The organism is Caballeronia sp. LZ019 (assembly GCF_031450825.1).
Taxonomy (GTDB): Bacteria; Pseudomonadota; Gammaproteobacteria; order Burkholderiales; family Burkholderiaceae; genus Caballeronia.
On sequence record NZ_JARTVZ010000005.1, the window covers coordinates 1,606,640 to 1,622,347 of the forward strand.

The 15,708-nt window shown below is 63.8% G+C and carries 13 protein-coding genes; 9 read left to right on the plus strand and 4 right to left on the minus strand.

Going from position 1 to position 15,708, the window contains the following annotated elements; all coding sequences use genetic code 11:
• The first annotated feature begins 19 nt into the window (after positions 1-19).
• Complete coding sequence (locus tag P9255_RS20995) at positions 20-484, plus strand: MarR family transcriptional regulator (RefSeq protein ID WP_309763403.1); 465 nt, start codon at positions 20-22, stop codon at positions 482-484.
• Here the strand turns inward: P9255_RS20995 and P9255_RS21000 are convergent.
• A complete protein-coding gene (locus tag P9255_RS21000) occupies positions 481-1,755 on the minus strand; it encodes an amino acid deaminase (RefSeq protein ID WP_309763402.1) in 1,275 nt (424 codons plus the stop codon). The genes P9255_RS20995 and P9255_RS21000 overlap by 4 nt on opposite strands.
• Before the next feature lie 144 nt (positions 1,756-1,899).
• Between P9255_RS21000 and P9255_RS21005 the strand changes: the two genes are divergently transcribed.
• The 3 genes from P9255_RS21005 to P9255_RS21015 are packed head-to-tail and all read left to right on the plus strand — an operon-like array spanning position 1,900 to position 4,704.
• On the plus strand, positions 1,900-2,796 hold the full coding sequence (locus P9255_RS21005) for a MurR/RpiR family transcriptional regulator (protein WP_309763401.1): 897 nt from the start codon (positions 1,900-1,902) through the stop codon (positions 2,794-2,796).
• A gap of 11 nt (positions 2,797-2,807) precedes the next feature.
• On the plus strand, positions 2,808-4,286 hold the full coding sequence (locus P9255_RS21010) for an amidohydrolase family protein (RefSeq protein ID WP_404980446.1): 1,479 nt from the start codon (positions 2,808-2,810) through the stop codon (positions 4,284-4,286).
• 31 nt (positions 4,287-4,317) lie between these two features.
• Positions 4,318-4,704 carry a RidA family protein gene (locus P9255_RS21015; protein WP_309765352.1) on the plus strand — a complete coding sequence of 129 codons (387 nt, stop codon included), beginning with the start codon at positions 4,318-4,320 and terminating at the stop codon, positions 4,702-4,704.
• Between the two features lie 148 nt (positions 4,705-4,852).
• Here P9255_RS21015 and queF read toward each other — a convergent pair whose 3' ends face one another.
• From queF to ilvA, 3 genes are read right to left on the minus strand one after another with little or no spacing between them, the layout of a single operon-like run.
• Positions 4,853-5,677 carry an NADPH-dependent 7-cyano-7-deazaguanine reductase QueF gene (gene queF, locus P9255_RS21020; protein ID WP_309763400.1) on the minus strand — a complete coding sequence of 275 codons (825 nt, stop codon included), beginning with the start codon at positions 5,675-5,677 and terminating at the stop codon, positions 4,853-4,855.
• Positions 5,674-6,585 carry a 5'-nucleotidase gene (locus P9255_RS21025; RefSeq protein ID WP_309763399.1) on the minus strand — a complete coding sequence of 304 codons (912 nt, stop codon included), beginning with the start codon at positions 6,583-6,585 and terminating at the stop codon, positions 5,674-5,676. The genes queF and P9255_RS21025 overlap by 4 nt, the downstream gene beginning before the upstream one ends.
• A gap of 12 nt (positions 6,586-6,597) precedes the next feature.
• A complete protein-coding gene (gene ilvA, locus P9255_RS21030; RefSeq protein WP_309763398.1) occupies positions 6,598-8,121 on the minus strand; it encodes a threonine ammonia-lyase, biosynthetic in 1,524 nt (507 codons plus the stop codon).
• Positions 8,122-8,641: 520 nt separating this feature from the next.
• Here ilvA and P9255_RS21035 point away from each other — a divergent pair.
• The 5 genes from P9255_RS21035 to P9255_RS21055 all read left to right on the plus strand — a co-directional run bounded on the left by P9255_RS21035 (position 8,642) and on the right by P9255_RS21055 (position 15,495).
• Positions 8,642-12,736 (plus strand): FAD/FMN-binding oxidoreductase, encoded by a 4,095-nt coding sequence (locus tag P9255_RS21035; protein ID WP_309763397.1) that lies wholly within the window; start codon positions 8,642-8,644, stop codon positions 12,734-12,736.
• 37 nt (positions 12,737-12,773) lie between these two features.
• Entirely contained in the window at positions 12,774-13,208 is a 435-nt protein-coding gene (locus P9255_RS21040) for an HIT family protein (RefSeq protein WP_309763396.1), read from the plus strand.
• A gap of 21 nt (positions 13,209-13,229) precedes the next feature.
• On the plus strand, positions 13,230-13,640 hold the full coding sequence (locus tag P9255_RS21045) for a DUF971 domain-containing protein (RefSeq protein ID WP_309763395.1): 411 nt from the start codon (positions 13,230-13,232) through the stop codon (positions 13,638-13,640).
• A gap of 84 nt (positions 13,641-13,724) precedes the next feature.
• Positions 13,725-14,456 carry a bifunctional demethylmenaquinone methyltransferase/2-methoxy-6-polyprenyl-1,4-benzoquinol methylase UbiE gene (ubiE, locus tag P9255_RS21050; protein WP_309763394.1) on the plus strand — a complete coding sequence of 244 codons (732 nt, stop codon included), beginning with the start codon at positions 13,725-13,727 and terminating at the stop codon, positions 14,454-14,456.
• A gap of 25 nt (positions 14,457-14,481) precedes the next feature.
• The gene (locus tag P9255_RS21055) at positions 14,482-15,495 is read left to right on the plus strand and encodes a Tim44-like domain-containing protein (RefSeq protein WP_309790401.1); all 1,014 of its coding nucleotides are present in this window, start codon (positions 14,482-14,484) and stop codon (positions 15,493-15,495) included.
• Positions 15,496-15,708 lie beyond the last annotated feature (213 nt).

Sequence of the window (15,708 nt, forward strand, 5' to 3'; positions counted from 1 at the left end):
GATCGAGGAAGGCACGAGCATGAACGAACAGGATCGTATCGCCGTGGTGCAACAGTTCGGACGCACGTATCGCGCGTTCATGTCGGCGTTCGAGTCGGCAGTGGGACAGCCGATGCCGCGCTGGCGCATCCTCCTCGCGTTGCACGAACACGCGGGCGTGGTGTCGCAAAAAATGCTGGTGGAGCGTCTGCGCGTCGATCCCGGCGCGTTGACGCGGCAATTGAAAACGCTGGAAGCGCTCGGGTGGATCGTACGCAGCGTGGATGCCCGGGACAACCGCGTGTCGAACGTTGCGCTGACGGCGCAGGGCCGCGCGGCGACGGAGCAAGGTCTGCCGCGCCGCAACGCGTTTCTGCACGACACGATGGCCGCGATGCCCGACGACGCCATCGAAGCGCTGTCCAGCGCGCTTCACATGCTCGAAGCGCGCATTCAGGACGTGGCCGCATCGAACGCGTCGGCGGCCATCGACGACAAGGCCTAGAAGAACGTTTCGATGACCTCGGTCACGCGATACTTCGCGTCGACGACGAGCACCTGACGCCACTTGTCGAAGGTGAGGCACGGGTGCGAGATGTCGAACGCGATCATGTCGCCCACTTTCACGTCGTCGCGCGGCTTGATGCGCAGATACGCGTGCTGATCCATGAGGCCGAACACTTCCCAGCCTTCGTCCGCCGATACATCGCGCGGCGCGTCGTTGCCCGGACGATAGTGCTTCGCCGGCTCCGGCATGCCCGCATCGAACGCCGAATCGCGCTTGCCGAGACCGATGATCGCGCGATCCGGCTCCGGAATGGACTGCACATAGGCCCACAACTGAAGGGCTGGCTTAAGCCCCTGGCCCATCTTCCTGGCGATGGGATTGCGCGCGAAGATTTCGTTCTGCGCCTTCTTGTAGATGCCGACGTCGTGCGTCAGATAACAGCCCGGCCGCAGCACGACTTCGATCGCGTCGCTGTTCGCCTTGGCGAATTCATCGGCGACGACGTCGTACCATGCCGATCCCGCGCCGGACAGAATCGCCGGCTTGCGCGCGATCTTGCCTTCCGCGCTCAGCGTGCGCGTGACATCGACGGCGCTTTTCAGGAACTCGCGCACCTTCGATTCGTCCTGCAGCACGCCCTCGTACAGTTCGACACCCGCGAGTTCGATGGTGTCCGGCCAGCGCGCGATCGCAGCGAGCACGGCTTCGCGCTGCGCATCGTCGCGCACGCCGGTGCGCCCGCCCGGCACGCCGAGTTCGACCAGCACGTTCAGCTTCTTGCGAACGTCGCTGAAAAACGCGCCGAGTTGATCGACGCCATCGGCTGAATCGACCAGACAGAAGAACTCGAAGTCCGGGTCGGTCAGCAACTCCGCGATCATGCCCATGTTGCGCTTGCCGACGAGCTGGTTCGCCATCAGCACGCGATGCACGCCCCCGCGATACGCCGCGCGCACCTGATGCGCCGTGGCGAGCGTGATGCCCCACGCGCCGGTGTCGAGCTGGCGGCGAAAGAGCTGCGGGGCCATCGTCGTCTTGCCGTGCGGCGCCAGTTTCACGCCGTATTCACCGACGAACGCCTGCATCCACTCGAGGTTGTGCTCGATGCGCTCCGCATAAAGCACGGCGGCGGGCAGACTCACTTCTTCTTCGAGCAGGTTCCATTGCAGACGCCCCGCGTCCTTCAACTGGATGCCCGTGCCCGGCACCATGCCGAGACCCTTGCCGAACGGGTCGATCGTCGCGTTCTGATAGTTTGTAACTTTCATGTGATGCTGCTCCATCGTGCGTTTGAATGCATTTCTGTCGATGCTTAATGACGCTGCGGTTGACGGCACTATGGTACCCAAAGTAGCATCGGCGATGGAAATGTTATTTAGTAACACGCACACAGCGTAAACCCGACCCGCACGATGAACGGCCACGCCGATCCGCTCAGTTTCGATATCGTCGCCCGCATCGCGGAGCGCGCGCCTGAATTGCGCAGCGCCGAACGCAAGGTCGCCGCGCTGATTCTCGACGATCTCACGGGCGCGTCGCGGGCGAGCATCGGTGCGCTCGCGGACAAGGCCGAGGTCAGCATCGCCACGGTGACGCGCTTCGCGAAGGCCGTCGGCTGCGAGGACGTGCGCGAACTGAAACTGCGGCTCGCGCAGGCGGCGGCGGTCGGCCAGCGCTTCCTGAAAGGCGACGCCGACGATGGCGACGCCGCGCCCGCTTCGCTTGCCGCGCGCATCTTCGACGAAGTGCAGGCGACGCTTGCGCAGAACCAGGGCGCGCTGCGTGCCGCGCCGATCGCCGAGGCCGCCGACGCGCTCGCGGCCGCGTCGATGGTCTACGTGTTCGGCATGGGCGGCGGCTCGACGGCGCTTGCCGACGAGATGCGCTTCCGGCTCGTGCGGCTCGGGCGCCCGGTGGCGTCGTATCAGGACGGACTGTTGCAGCGCATGGTGGCCGCGACGCTGTCGAAGGATCAGGTGGTCGTCGCGCTGTCCGTGACCGGGCAGACGCCCGAAATGCTGGAAAGCTGCCGGCTTGCGCGCGAGTACGGCGCGCGCGTGATTGCGCTGACCGCGCCGGCGTCGCCGCTGGGCGCGCTCGCGGACTGGCTGATTCCGGTCATCGCGATAGAAACGGATTTCATCTACAAGCCGTCGTCGTCCCGCTACGCGATGATGATGGCGCTGGATCTGCTCGTCACCGAACTGGCCGTCAAGCAGGCCGACCGCAGCCGCGAGCTGCTGCGCCGCATGAAGCACGCGCTCGACGCGCATCGCGGCGGCGGCGAGCGTCAACCTTTGGGAGATTGATCATGGCGACCATGGAGAAGGCCGATACGCTGATCGTCGGCGCGCGTGTGATCGACGGCACGGGCGCGCCCGCCGTCGAACGCGATGTCGCGGTGCGCGACGGACGCATCGTTGCGATGGCCGAGCCGGGCGGTCTGTCCGATTGGACCGCCGCCGACGTGTTCGACGCGCAAGGCAAGGTGCTCGCGCCCGGGTTCATCGACGTTCACACGCACGACGACACGCACGTCATCCGCTCGCCGCAGATGATGCCGAAGATCACGCAGGGCGTGACGACGGTGATCGTGGGCAATTGCGGGATCAGTGCGTCGCCGGTGACGCTGAAGGGCGACCCGCCCGACCCGATGAACCTGCTCGGCGATGCATCGGCGTTTCAGTATCCGACCTTCGCCGCTTACGTCGATGCGGTGAACGGCGCGCGTCCTTCGGTGAACGTCGGCGCGCTGATCGGCCATACGGCGCTGAGAAACAATCACATGGACCGGCTGGACCGCGCTGCAACCGCCGATGAAATCGCCGGCATGCGCGTGCAGCTCGAAGAAGCGCTCGATAACGGCGCGCTGGGGCTGTCGAGCGGGCTGGCGTATGGATCGGCCTTCAACGCGCCGCCCGAGGAAGTGCAGGCGCTGGCTGAGCCGCTCGGCCGTGCGGGCGCGCTCTATACGACGCACATGCGAACCGAGTTCGACGCGATCCTCGATGCGATGAACGAAGCGTACGGCGTCGGCCGTCATGCGAGCGTGCCGGTGGTGATTTCGCATCTGAAGTGCGCGGGGCCGTCGAACTGGGGACGCAGCGTGGAAGTGCTGAAGTCGCTGGAGACGGTGCGCGGCGGACAGCCGGTCGGCTGCGATTGTTACCCGTATGACCGCAGTTCATCGACGCTCGATCTCAAGCAGGTGACGGGCGATATCGACATCACGATTACGTGGTCCGAGCCGCATCCGGAGATGGCGGGAAAGCTGATCGGCGAAGTGGCGGCCGAGTGGAACGTGAGCCAGCAGGAAGCGGCGAAGCGCCTGCAACCGGCCGGCGCGGTGTATCACAACATGTCGGAGGACGACGTGAGGCGCATCCTGTCGCATCCCGCGACGATGATCGGCTCCGATGGCTTGCCGAACGATCCGCTGCCGCATCCGCGCTTGTGGGGCGCGTTTCCGCGCGTGCTCGGCCACTATGCGCGCGATACGGCGTTGATATCGCTCGAGGAGGCGGTGCGCAAGATGACGAGCTTGTCGGCGCGGCGCTACGGCTTGAGCGAGCGTGGCGAAGTGAAGGTGGGATATCACGCGGATCTGGTCGTGTTCGATCCCGAGCGCGTGCGCGATGCCGCGACGTTCGCGAAGCCGCAGCAGGCGGCCGACGGCATCGACGCGGTGTGGGTGAATGGCGTATTGACGTATCGCGAGCAGGCCGTGACGGGCGCGCGCGCGGGACGTTTCGTGGCGCGGGGTGCCGCATCGAAAGTGGATGCGGCCGGCGCGTTCTGAGAATTTATTGCGTGAGAAAAGGAGTGGAATGATGAAGCGTTATGGCGTGGAAGGCGGCAAGGGACAAGGCGGCGCGCATATGCCGTTCGCACGCGCGGTCGAAGCCGATGGCTGGCTCTTCGTGTCGGGACAGACGCCGATGCAGGATGGCGAGGTGATCAATGGCGGTATCGTCGAGCAATCGCACAAGGCGATTCAGAACGTCATCGCGATTCTGGAGGAGGCGGGGTACGGCACGGAGCATGTCGTGCGCTGCGGCGTGTGGCTGGATGATCCGCGCGATTTTGCTTCGTTCAACAAAGTGTTCAAGGAGTATTTTGGCGCGAATCCGCCGGCGCGGGCTTGTGTCGTGTCGTCGATGGTGATCGATTGCAAGGTCGAGGTGGATTGCGTGGCTTATAAGAAGGCGGAAGGCTGAGGGCAAATTATCAGGGCGGCTTTGTCCTCGGTGGGCAAGGCCGCGTTTCGCAGTCATTGGAGGAAGGCGGCTAACAAGTGTTCACTCAGCGCGATGCGATTGGATGAAAGCAGAAACGCGCCCGGGCGTCCCCGCTCTCACAGACCAATTACTGCCTCCCCAACCGCGCATTATCCGGCATCGGCAAATTGAAATTCGTCCGGAAAGGATTGATGTCCAGTCCTCCTCGCCTCGTATAGCGCGCATAAACCGCAAGCCTTTCCGGCTTACATTCCCGCATAATGTCCATGAAAATGCGCTCGACGCATTGCTCATGAAAGCCCGTGTGCTCGCGATAAGACACGATATACCGCAGCAATCCCGCGTGATCGATCTGTCCGCCGTAATAGCGAATCTGCACGCTGCCCCAATCCGGTTGTCCCGTCACCGGACAATTCGACTTCAGCAGGTTTGAAAACAGCGTCTCGTCGATCGGCGCTTCGTCGTGCGATGCCTTGAGCAACGACGCATCCGGCGCATAAACATCGCAGTCGAGATCGAGCCGGTCCAGCGACAAGCCATCGAACTCTTCCATCGAGAGCTTGCCGAAGTCCGCAGGCGCCGTGAGTTGCACCGAAACCGTCGCGCCGCACACTGCGGAGACATCGTGCTTGATGGCGGATCGCACGTCATCGATGGAATCGAATCGCGTCTGCGCAAACGAGCCCAGATACAGCTTGAACGACTTGGATTCCACGATATTCGGCGATTCCGCCGGCACGAAAAACGTTGCCACTGCAATCTGCGGCTTGCCATTCCGGTTCAGCCACGACAATTCATAAGCGTTCCAGATATCGGTGCCGAAGAACGGCAGCCGCGCCGGCACGCCGATGGCATCGCGCGCACGCTTGCGATCGATCGGAAAGAGCAGGGAAGAATCGTACTGTTCCGTATAGTTGACGGCCTTGCCGAGCGGAGATTGGTCGGGTGTCATGATGCGTTCGCTATGCCGCTGAGAACGTGTCCGGTCGCTGTCACGACGCGGGCCGATTCGCAGTGGCGGATTTGGTCGTCGAAGAAAAAGTCGGGTTCGAATTCGCGCAGGAATTCGCCCTTGTCGAGTCCGCCCAGGAACATCGCTTCGTCGATTTCGATGTCCCACGCCATCAGCGTCCGGATCGCGCGTTCATGCGCGGGAGCGGAGCGCGCCGTGACGAGCGCGGTGCGGATGTGCATCGACGACGCCTTCTCGTTGTCGTCGGCGATGCGTTGCAGCTTGTTCAGCGCAGCCAGCAGCGGCTTCAGCGGCCCGCCCGGCAGCGGCAAATCCTTCTTGTCGATCTCATGGCCGACGAACGCCGATAAGCCATCGGCCTGAAACACGCGCTCGGCTTCGTCGGAGAAGAGCACGGCGTCACCATCGAACGCAATGCGAATCTCGTCAGCATAACGGCTCGCGGCGCGCGGCGTTTCAGGCAGCACACGCGCCGCCGGAAAACCCGCGGCGAGCGCGTCGCGCACATCGTCGGGATTGGCAGACAGAAATAGCGACGCCCGCAGCGGTTTCAAGTACGCAAACGGCGAGCGGCCGCGCGTGAACACGCCGCGCTCGATCATGAGGCCATGCTCTCGGCACGAATGAAACGCCCGCAGCCCGCTGATCGGATCGCTGCGCGACAGGATCACCACTTCGACGCGCTGCTCGTGCGCGTTCAGCGCGAGCAGCTTGCGAATGAGGCCGAACGCAACACCCGGCTTCGCAGGGGTATCCAGCCGCGTGCGTTGCAGGGCCTCGTAGCGCGGGAGATCACCGGTTTCGTAGACGCGATTCTCTTCTTCGAAGTCGAAGAGCGCACGCGACGAAATCGCGACGACGAGCTTGTCTTCGAGCGTGAAAGCCATCGGCTTGCGCCTTTACGCGAGAAACAGCTTGTACACCGGATTCGCGCCCTCGTCCCACCACGGGTAGCCCAGCGTCGCGAGGAAGCGCTCGAACTCCGCGTTGTCCGACTGCGGCACTTGAATGCCCACGAGAATCGAACTGTAATCCGCGCCCTGATTCCGATAGTGGAACAGGCTGATGTTCCAGTCCGGCGCCATCGACGAAAGGAACTTCATCAGCGCGCCCGGCCGTTCCGGAAATTCGAAGCGCAGCAGCCGTTCGTCGTGCGCGAGCGGCGAATGACCGCCCACCATGTATCGAATGTGCTGCTTCGAAAGCTCGTCGTGCGACAGATCGACGGTCGCGAAGCCATGCTCGATGAACGCCGACATCATCTGCGCCGTTTCCACGCGCGACTTGATCTGCACGCCGACGAAGATATGCGCGGCTTGCGCATCCGCGATGCGGTAGTTGAACTCGGTCACGCTGCGGTCGCCGACGAGCTCGCAGAATCGCCTGAAGCTGCCGCGCTCCTCGGGAATCGTCACGGCGAACACGGCTTCGCGCGCCTCGCCGACCTCCGCGCGCTCGGCAACGAAACGCATGCGGTCGAAATTCATGTTCGCGCCCGAGGTCACGGCGATCAGCGTTTTTCCTTCGATGCCCTCGCGCTCCGCATACAGCTTCGCGCCCGCCACCGCCAGCGATCCGGCGGGCTCCAGCACGCTGCGCGTGTCCTGGAAGACGTCCTTGATCGCGGCGCAAAGCGCGTCCGTGTCGACGGTCAGTACTTCGTCCAGCAGTTCGCTGCACAGGCGGAACGTTTCCTCACCGACGAGCTTCACCGCGGTGCCGTCCGAGAACAGGCCGACTTCGGTCAGCGTCACGCGTTCGCCCGCCTTGATGGAGCGCGCCATCGCGCAGGAATCCTCGGTCTGCACGCCGATAACCCCGATTTCCGGGCGCACCGACTTCACATACGCCGCGACGCCCGCCGCCAGTCCGCCGCCGCCGATCGGCACGAAGATCGCGTGAATCGGGCCCTGATGCTGGCGCAGGATTTCCATCGCGACGGTGCCTTGGCCGGCGATCACGTCCGGATCGTCGAACGGATGCACGAAGGTCAGGCCGCGTTCTTCCTGCAACTCGACGGCGCGCGCGTAGGCATCGCTATACGATTCGCCCGCCAGCACCACTTCGACCGTCGGCCCGCCGTGCGCGCGAATCGCGTCGATCTTGACCTGCGGCGTGGTCGTGGGCACCGCGATGACCGCGCGGCAGCCCAGACGCGCCGCCGACAGCGCCACGCCCTGCGCGTGATTGCCCGCCGACGCCGTAATCACGCCGCGCGCGAGCACGTCGGCGGGGAGATTCGCCATCTTGTTATAGGCGCCGCGAATCTTGAACGAGAACACCGGCTGGTTGTCCTCGCGCTTCAGATAGACGGAGTTGCGCAGCCGCGCGGACAGACTGCGGGCGGGCTCGAGCTCGCTTTCACGCGCGACATCGTAGACGCGCGCGGTCAGCACTTTCTTCAGGTAGTCGGGATGTTTCATGCGGGAAATCGTCAGGCAGGCCGAAGCTGCGGTTTCTCAGGGCGAAAGCATCAATGATAGCCGCAAAGGACCGCTTCTCCGGCTTCGGACGAGACCGACCGGCCGGGCGGTCGGCGAAAAGCGCGCAAATAGGCGGATTTGCGTCGAAAAGAGACGCGCGAAGGCGTCTTTCCGATGGTGGCGCCGGCAAACGGCCTTTTTCGCGATGGGTTAGAATTTCCTTTTACAAATCAGCAATCAGGATCGGCAGATGCACTGGCAGCTTCGGATCGATACTTCGGCGCGCGTCGCCCGCGAGCGTCATGCCGCGTCCGAGCGACACGCACGCCATACGCGATCGTGGCGCTGATCTTGGGCATATCGAAGGCGTCGTCGTGAGCGTAGCCGCCGCCGGCAGGCCGGCGCATTCGGCTACACCCCCGCCTTCGCAAGAAAAGTCTCATTCGAAAATCTGCGCCCCACGCGCATCGTCGGCGTCTTCGCTCAGCGAAACAGACGCCGATACACCGAACCGTCGAACATGAACGCACCTCAAGCCTTCGATCCGAACGGCGCCCATGCCGCCTTGGCGCTCGATATCGAGCCCCGCCTGCGTGAGATTCCGTATAACTACACGTCGTTCTCCGATCGCGAAATCGTCATGCGCCTGCTCGGCGACGAAGCCTGGGCCGCGCTCGACGAACTGCGCGCCGAACGCCGCACGGGCCGCTCGGCGCGCATGCTGTACGAAGTGCTCGGCGATATCTGGGCCGTGCGCCGCAATCCGTATCTGCAGGACGACCTGCTCGACAACCCGAAGCGCCGCGCGATGCTCGTCGAGGCGCTGAATCACCGGCTCGCGGAAATCGAAAAACGGCGCAGCGCGGACCTGTCCGAGCACAGCGCCGAAGCGGGCAGCCGCGAGCGCGCCGAGCGCGTGCAACTGCTGGTCGCGGCCGCGCGCCGCGCCGTCGATGACTTCGCCGCCGAATTCGACCGCATGGCGGACCTGCGCCGCCGCGCGTCGCGGGTGCTCGGGAAGGAAACGCAGAAGGACAACATCCGCTTCGATGGCCTGTCGCGCGTCTCGCACGTGACCGACGCGACCGACTGGCGGGTGGAATATCCGTTCGTCGTGCTCACGCCCGATGCCGAGGCTGAAATCGCCGGGCTCATCAAGGCGTGCTTCGAACTGGGCCTGACCGTGATTCCGCGCGGAGGCGGCACGGGTTATACGGGCGGCGCGATCCCGCTCACGCCGTTCTCGGCCGTCATCAATACGGAAAAGCTCGAACAGCTCGGGCCGGTCGAAATGACGGACTTGCCGGGCGTCGATCACAAAGTCGCGACGATTTTCTCGGGCGCGGGCGTCGTCACGCGGCGCGTCACGGAAGCGGCGGAGCAGGCGGGCTTCGTGTTCGCCGTCGATCCGACCTCGCTCGATGCATCGTGCGTCGGCGGCAATGTCGCGATGAACGCCGGAGGCAAGAAGGCGGTGCTGTGGGGCACGGCGCTCGACAACCTCGCGTGGTGGCGCATGGTCGATCCCGAAGGCAACTGGCTCGAAGTCACGCGGCTCGGCCATAACCTCGGGAAGATTCACGATGTCGACGTAGCGCGCTTTCGTCTTGACTGGTTCGACGGCAATCGCGCGCCGGGCGAGAAGCTCATCCGCACGGAGAACCTCGACATCGCCGGGCGCACGTTCCGCAAGGAAGGGCTCGGCAAGGACGTGACCGACAAGTTCCTGTCCGGCCTGCCGGGCGTGCAGAAGGAAGGCTGCGACGGGCTCATCACGTCCGCGCGCTGGATTCTGCACAAGATGCCCGCGCATACGCGCACCGTCTGCCTCGAATTTTTCGGTCAGGCGCGCGACGCCATTCCGAGCATCGTCGAAATCAAGGACTATCTGTTCGAGACGTCGAAGCGGGGCGGGGCGATTCTCGCCGGTCTCGAGCACCTCGACGAGCGCTATCTGCGCGCGGTCGGCTACGCGACGAAGAGCAAGCGCAACGCGTTTCCCAAGATGGTGCTGATCGGCGATATCGTCGGCGACGATGCCGATGCCGTCGCGCACGCCACGTCGGAAGTCGTCCGCATGGCGAACGGCAAGAGCGGCGAAGGCTTCGTCGCGGTGAGCGCGGAAGCGCGCAAGCGGTTCTGGCTCGACCGCTCGCGCACGGCCGCCATCGCGAAGCACACGAACGCGTTCAAGATCAACGAAGACGTCGTGATCCCGCTCAATCGCATGGGCGAGTACACGGACGGCATCGAGCGCATCAACATCGAACTGTCGATCAAGAACAAGCTGCAATTGCTCGACGCGCTCGAAACCTTCTTCCGCAACGGCAAGCTGCCGCTCGGCAAGAGCGACGACGCCAACGAGATCCCGAGCGCCGAACTGCTCGAGGACCGCGTGCAGCAGGCGCTGGACCTGATGAAGCGCGTGCGCGACCGCTGGACCTTCGTCGGCGAAAAGCTCGACATGCCGTTGCGCGAGGCGCAGCATTATCTCGTCGGTCTCGGCTACGAAGCGCTCGCGGAGAAGTTCGCCGACCGCGTGGACGTGCAGCCGGACGCGAACGTGTTCCATCTCGCGCAGGACCGCACGCTGCGCATTTCGTGGAAGCAGGAGATTCGCGCGGAACTGCGCCAGATCTTCAACGGCGGCGAGTTCAAGCCGATCCTCGACGAGGCGCAGGCCATCCACAAGCAGGTGCTGCGCGGCCGCGTGTTCGTCGCGCTGCACATGCACGCGGGCGATGGCAACGTGCACACGAACATTCCCGTCAACTCGGACAACTACGAGATGCTGCAGGACGCGCATCACGCGGTCGCGCGCATCATGAAGCTCGCGCGTTCGCTCGATGGCGTGATTTCGGGCGAGCACGGCATCGGCATCACCAAGCTGGAGTTCCTGACCGACGACGAAATCGGCGAGTTCCGCGCGTACAAGAAGCGCGTCGATCCGCAGGGCCGCTTCAACGCCGGCAAGCTCCTCGAGGGCGCGGACCTGCGCAACGCGTACACGCCGTCGTTCGGGCTGATGGGCTACGAATCGATCATCATGCAGCAGTCGGATATCGGCGCGATCTCCGATTCCATCAAGGACTGCCTGCGCTGCGGCAAGTGCAAGCCGGTCTGCGCGACCCACGTGCCGCGCGCGAACCTTCTCTACAGCCCGCGCAACAAAATTCTCGCGACCTCGCTGCTGGTCGAAGCGTTTCTCTACGAAGAGCAGACGCGCCGCGGCGTATCGATCAAGCACTGGGACGAATTCAACGACGTCGCCGACCACTGCACGGTCTGCCACAAGTGCTCGACGCCGTGCCCGGTGAAGATCGACTTCGGCGACGTGTCGATGAACATGCGCAACCTGCTGCGCAAGATGGGCAAGAAGAAGTTCAACGCGGGCAACGCGGCCGGCATGTTCTTCCTGAACGCGACGAATCCGCAGACCATCAACCTCGCGCGCACCGCGATGATGGACGTCGGCTACAAGGCGCAGCGTCTCGGCAACGACATCGTCAAGAAGTTCGCGAAGAAGCAGACGGCCAAACCGCCCGCGACGGTCGGCAAGCCGCCGGTGATCACGCAGGTGATTCACTTCGTCAACAAGAAGATGCCGGGCAATCTGCCGAAGAAGACGGCGCGCGCGCTGCTGGATATCGAGGACAACAAGATCGTTCCGATCATCCGCAATCCGAAGACGACGACCGTGGATTCCGAAGCCGTGTTCTATTTCCCCGGCTGCGGCTCCGAGCGCCTGTTCTCGCAGGTCGGTCTCGCCACGCAAGCCATGCTGTGGGAAGCGGGCGTGCAAACCGTGCTGCCGCCGGGCTATCTGTGTTGCGGCTATCCGCAGCGCGGCGCGGGCCAGTACGACAAGGCCGAGAAGATCGTCACGGATAACCGCGTGCTGTTTCATCGCGTGGCCAATACGCTGAACTATCTCGACATCAAGACCGTGGTCGTGTCGTGCGGAACCTGCTACGACCAGCTCGCGGGCTATGAATTCGAGAAGATCTTCCCCGGCTGCCGGATCATCGACATTCACGAGTTCCTGCTCGAAAAGAACATCAAGCTCGAAGGCGTGAAGGGGACGCGTTACATGTATCACGACCCGTGTCACTCGCCGATCAAGACGATGGACCCGGTGAAGCTCGTGAACGACCTGATGGGCTCGGAAAACGACGGCTACAAGATTCAGAAGAACGATCGCTGCTGCGGCGAGTCGGGCACCTTCGCGGTCACGCGTCCGGACATTTCGACGCAAGTGCGCTTCCGCAAGGAAGAGGAAATTCGCAAGGGTGCGGCGAAACTGCGCGGCATTCCGCTCGTGGCTGAAGCCGGTTCGAACGCGATCAATCCGATGAACGCATCCGCGGGCACGGCCGGCGCGGCGCCCGGCTCGGTGCTGTCGGCGGGCGACGGCGCGCAGACCAGCGGCACGGACGTGAAGATCCTGACGAGCTGCCCGTCGTGCCTGCAAGGGCTGTCGCGCTACAACGAAGACGCCAACATCGAGGCGGATTACATCGTCGTGGAGATCGCGCGCAAGACGCTCGGCGAGAACTGGATGGAACAGTACGTCGAACGCGCGAACAATGGCGGTATCGAGCGCGTGCTGGTGTAATAGCGGAATCGATGTTTGATTTCGTTAGAGGGTCGCGATGGACTGTGTGTTTTGCCGTGAAGACGGCGGCGAAGTGCTGTGGGCGGACGACGCATTGCGCGTCGTCCTCGCCGATGAACCCGACTGGCCGGGCCTGTGCCGCGTCGTCTGGGGCGCGCACGTCGGCGAAATGTCCGATCTGCCGGACGCGGACCGTGCGCGCGTGATGACCGCCGTCAATGGCGTCGAACGCGCGATGCGCCGCGTGCTGGCGCCGGAGAAGATCAATCTGGCGAGCCTCGGCAATCAGGTGCCGCATGTGCACTGGCATGTCATTCCCCGCTTTTCCAACGATTCCCGTTTTCCGCTGCCCATCTGGGCGCCGCGTCAGCGCACGGTTTCCGAGGCGCAGCTATCCAAGCGCCGCGCGCAGGCGACGCTCTTGCGCGAAGCCATCCGCAACGAGCTGAATCAGGCGTTCGGCCACCATTAATTTCAAGAGATAAGGCTCATCATGAGCGGACTGACATCGACGACGCCGATTCCCACCGGCGTCGTTCTGCATTCGAAATCCCGCGTGCTCGAACTGCAATACGGCGACGGCGAGTCGTATCGCGTGCCGTTCGAACTCCTGCGCGTCTATTCGCCGTCCGCTGAAGTGCAGGGCCACGGGCCGGGGCAGGAGACCCTGCAGACGGGCAAGCGCGAGGTGAGCATCATCGGCGTGGAACCGGTCGGCCATTACGCGCTGCAGCTCAACTTTTCGGACGGCCACAACACCGGGATCTATTCGTGGGACATTCTTTACGATCTCGCGACGCGGCAGGATGCGCTTTGGCGCGACTATCTGGCGAAGCTCGAAGCCGCCGGTCTCGACCGCGACGCGCCGATGGCGGCGAAGGCGTCGGGCGGACACTGCCACTAAATAAACGATTCGCGGCATAACGCCGCATGGCCGGCGCGACGATTGCGCGGGTCGACAACGAACAACAGGCGAGGAACGAGCGCTATGAGCAAGACCCACTTCGGATACGAAACGGTTGACGAGCAGGACAAGGCGAGAAAGGTGGCGGGCGTGTTTCACTCCGTCGCGAGCAACTACGACCTGATGAACGACCTGATGTCCGGCGGGCTGCACCGCATCTGGAAGCACTTCACGATCGGGCAGGCCAGGGTGCGGGCGGGCTACAGGGTGCTGGACATCGCGGGCGGCACCGGCGATCTGGCGATGGCCTTCGCCAAACAGGCCGGCGAGACCGGGGAGGTCTGGCACACGGACATCAACGAGTCGATGCTGCGCGTCGGGCGCGACCGGCTCGTGGACAAAGGCGTGATCACGCCGACGCTTCTCTGCGATGCGGAGAAAATTCCTTTCCCTGACAATTATTTCAATGTAATTACAGTCGCCTTCGGTTTGCGCAACATGACGCACAAGGACCGGGCGCTTGCCGAGATGCACCGCGTGCTCAAGCCGGGCGGGCGCTTGCTGGTGCTGGAATTCTCCAAGGTTTGGGAACCGCTCAAGAAACCGTACGACCTGTTTAGTTTCAAGGTTTTGCCGTGGCTGGGCGAGAAAGTTGCGAAGGATGCCGACAGCTACCGGTATCTGGCGGAGTCGATTCGCATGCACCCGGACCAGGAAACTTTGAAAACAATGATGGAACAAGCGGGCCTGGATCGGGTCGAATATTACAATTTGTCAGGTGGCGTGGTAGCGTTACACGTCGGGACCAAATTTTAGTGTTCCACTCTCTAAAGGATTCGAAATGTCCGATTCGCGCACACCCCAAACCCGGGGCTTCCTGAGCGTCTTCTTCAGGAAGGCCGGAATCCTGGCGCTGGCTGGCGTTATCGCGGCTGGCGCAATTTTCGCGGAAACGGCGGAAGCCAAGCGCATGGGCGGCGGCCGCAGCATGGGCCGGCAGTCGGCCACGGCAACGCAGCAGCATCAGGCGACGCCGCCGTCGCAATCCATGCAGCAGGGCCAGGCCGCGCAGGCTCAGCGCGCGCAACCCGCGCCCGCTGCTGCGGCGGCGCAGCCCGCGCGCAATCGCTGGCTCGGGCCCATCGCCGGTCTCGCCGCAGGTCTCGGCATCGCGGCGCTGCTGTCGCACTTCGGCCTCGGCGAAGCCTTCGCCGGCGCGATGGCGAACATGATCATGATCGCGTTGATCGTGCTTGCGGCCGTCATGCTGTTCCGCTTCATCATGAGAAAGCGCCAGGGCAACAACTCGACGCCGGCGTACGCGGGCGCGGGTTCCGCTTCGCCTTATGGCAACTTGACTGGCAACTCGGCCGCCCGCACCGGGCTGAATCAGGAGCCGGCGCGCACGTTTCAGCCGCAGTCGAGCGCTTTCGGCGGCAATGTGATCGATGCCCCCGCCACGGCCGTCGCGCAACCGGACGTCCCGGCGGGCTTCGATACCGAAGCGTTCGTCCGTAACGCGAAGGTGTACTTCGTGCGTCTGCAGGACGCGTGGGATCGCGGCAACGTCAACGACATCCGCGAATTCACGACGCCCGAAATGTTCGCCGAAGTGAAACTGGACGTCGATGCACGCGGTGCCACGCCGAATCGCACGGATGTCGTGCAGCTCAACGCGGACGTGCTCGGCGTCGAAGATCGCGCAAGCGAGTACCTCGCGAGCGTGCGCTTCCACGGCCTGATCCGCGAGTCGGAAGGGGCGGCGGCTGAACCGTTCGTCGAAGTCTGGAACCTGTCGAAGCAGAAAGCGGGCAACGAAGGCTGGCTGCTGGCCGGCATCCAGCAGGTCAGCTGATCGATCGCCGGCTGCCGCGCCCACACGGGCGGCGGCCGGTGCGTCAGCGAGAAACTGCCGTCATTGTTTCAAAAAGACTCACCCTAGGGCATGGCCGCGCGCCTGCGCGGCTATAAACCGTAGAATAGAACCCGCGCGAGCTGCCGCTTGCGCGGGTTTTTTCATCTCAGAGCCGATGACGAACGCATACGAATCATCCCGTCCCGCCACCAC

What these genes read in the sequence shown, in the direction of transcription:
- P9255_RS21005 (WP_309763401.1), top strand. Translation starts at nt 1,900, where the DNA reads ATGAACGGCCACGCCGATCCGCTCAGTTTCGATATCGTCGCCCGCATC.
- P9255_RS21000 (WP_309763402.1), bottom strand. Translation starts at nt 1,755, where the DNA reads ATGAAAGTTACAAACTATCAGAACGCGACGATCGACCCGTTCGGCAAG.
- P9255_RS21010 (WP_404980446.1), top strand. Translation starts at nt 2,808, where the DNA reads ATGGAGAAGGCCGATACGCTGATCGTCGGCGCGCGTGTGATCGACGGC.
- P9255_RS21035 (WP_309763397.1), top strand. Translation starts at nt 8,642, where the DNA reads ATGAACGCACCTCAAGCCTTCGATCCGAACGGCGCCCATGCCGCCTTG.
- queF (WP_309763400.1), bottom strand. Translation starts at nt 5,677, where the DNA reads ATGACACCCGACCAATCTCCGCTCGGCAAGGCCGTCAACTATACGGAA.
- P9255_RS21040 (WP_309763396.1), top strand. Translation starts at nt 12,774, where the DNA reads ATGGACTGTGTGTTTTGCCGTGAAGACGGCGGCGAAGTGCTGTGGGCG.
- P9255_RS21015 (WP_309765352.1), top strand. Translation starts at nt 4,318, where the DNA reads ATGAAGCGTTATGGCGTGGAAGGCGGCAAGGGACAAGGCGGCGCGCAT.
- ubiE (WP_309763394.1), top strand. Translation starts at nt 13,725, where the DNA reads ATGAGCAAGACCCACTTCGGATACGAAACGGTTGACGAGCAGGACAAG.
- P9255_RS21045 (WP_309763395.1), top strand. Translation starts at nt 13,230, where the DNA reads ATGAGCGGACTGACATCGACGACGCCGATTCCCACCGGCGTCGTTCTG.
- P9255_RS21025 (WP_309763399.1), bottom strand. Translation starts at nt 6,585, where the DNA reads ATGGCTTTCACGCTCGAAGACAAGCTCGTCGTCGCGATTTCGTCGCGT.
- P9255_RS20995 (WP_309763403.1), top strand. Translation starts at nt 20, where the DNA reads ATGAACGAACAGGATCGTATCGCCGTGGTGCAACAGTTCGGACGCACG.
- P9255_RS21055 (WP_309790401.1), top strand. Translation starts at nt 14,482, where the DNA reads ATGTCCGATTCGCGCACACCCCAAACCCGGGGCTTCCTGAGCGTCTTC.
- ilvA (WP_309763398.1), bottom strand. Translation starts at nt 8,121, where the DNA reads ATGAAACATCCCGACTACCTGAAGAAAGTGCTGACCGCGCGCGTCTAC.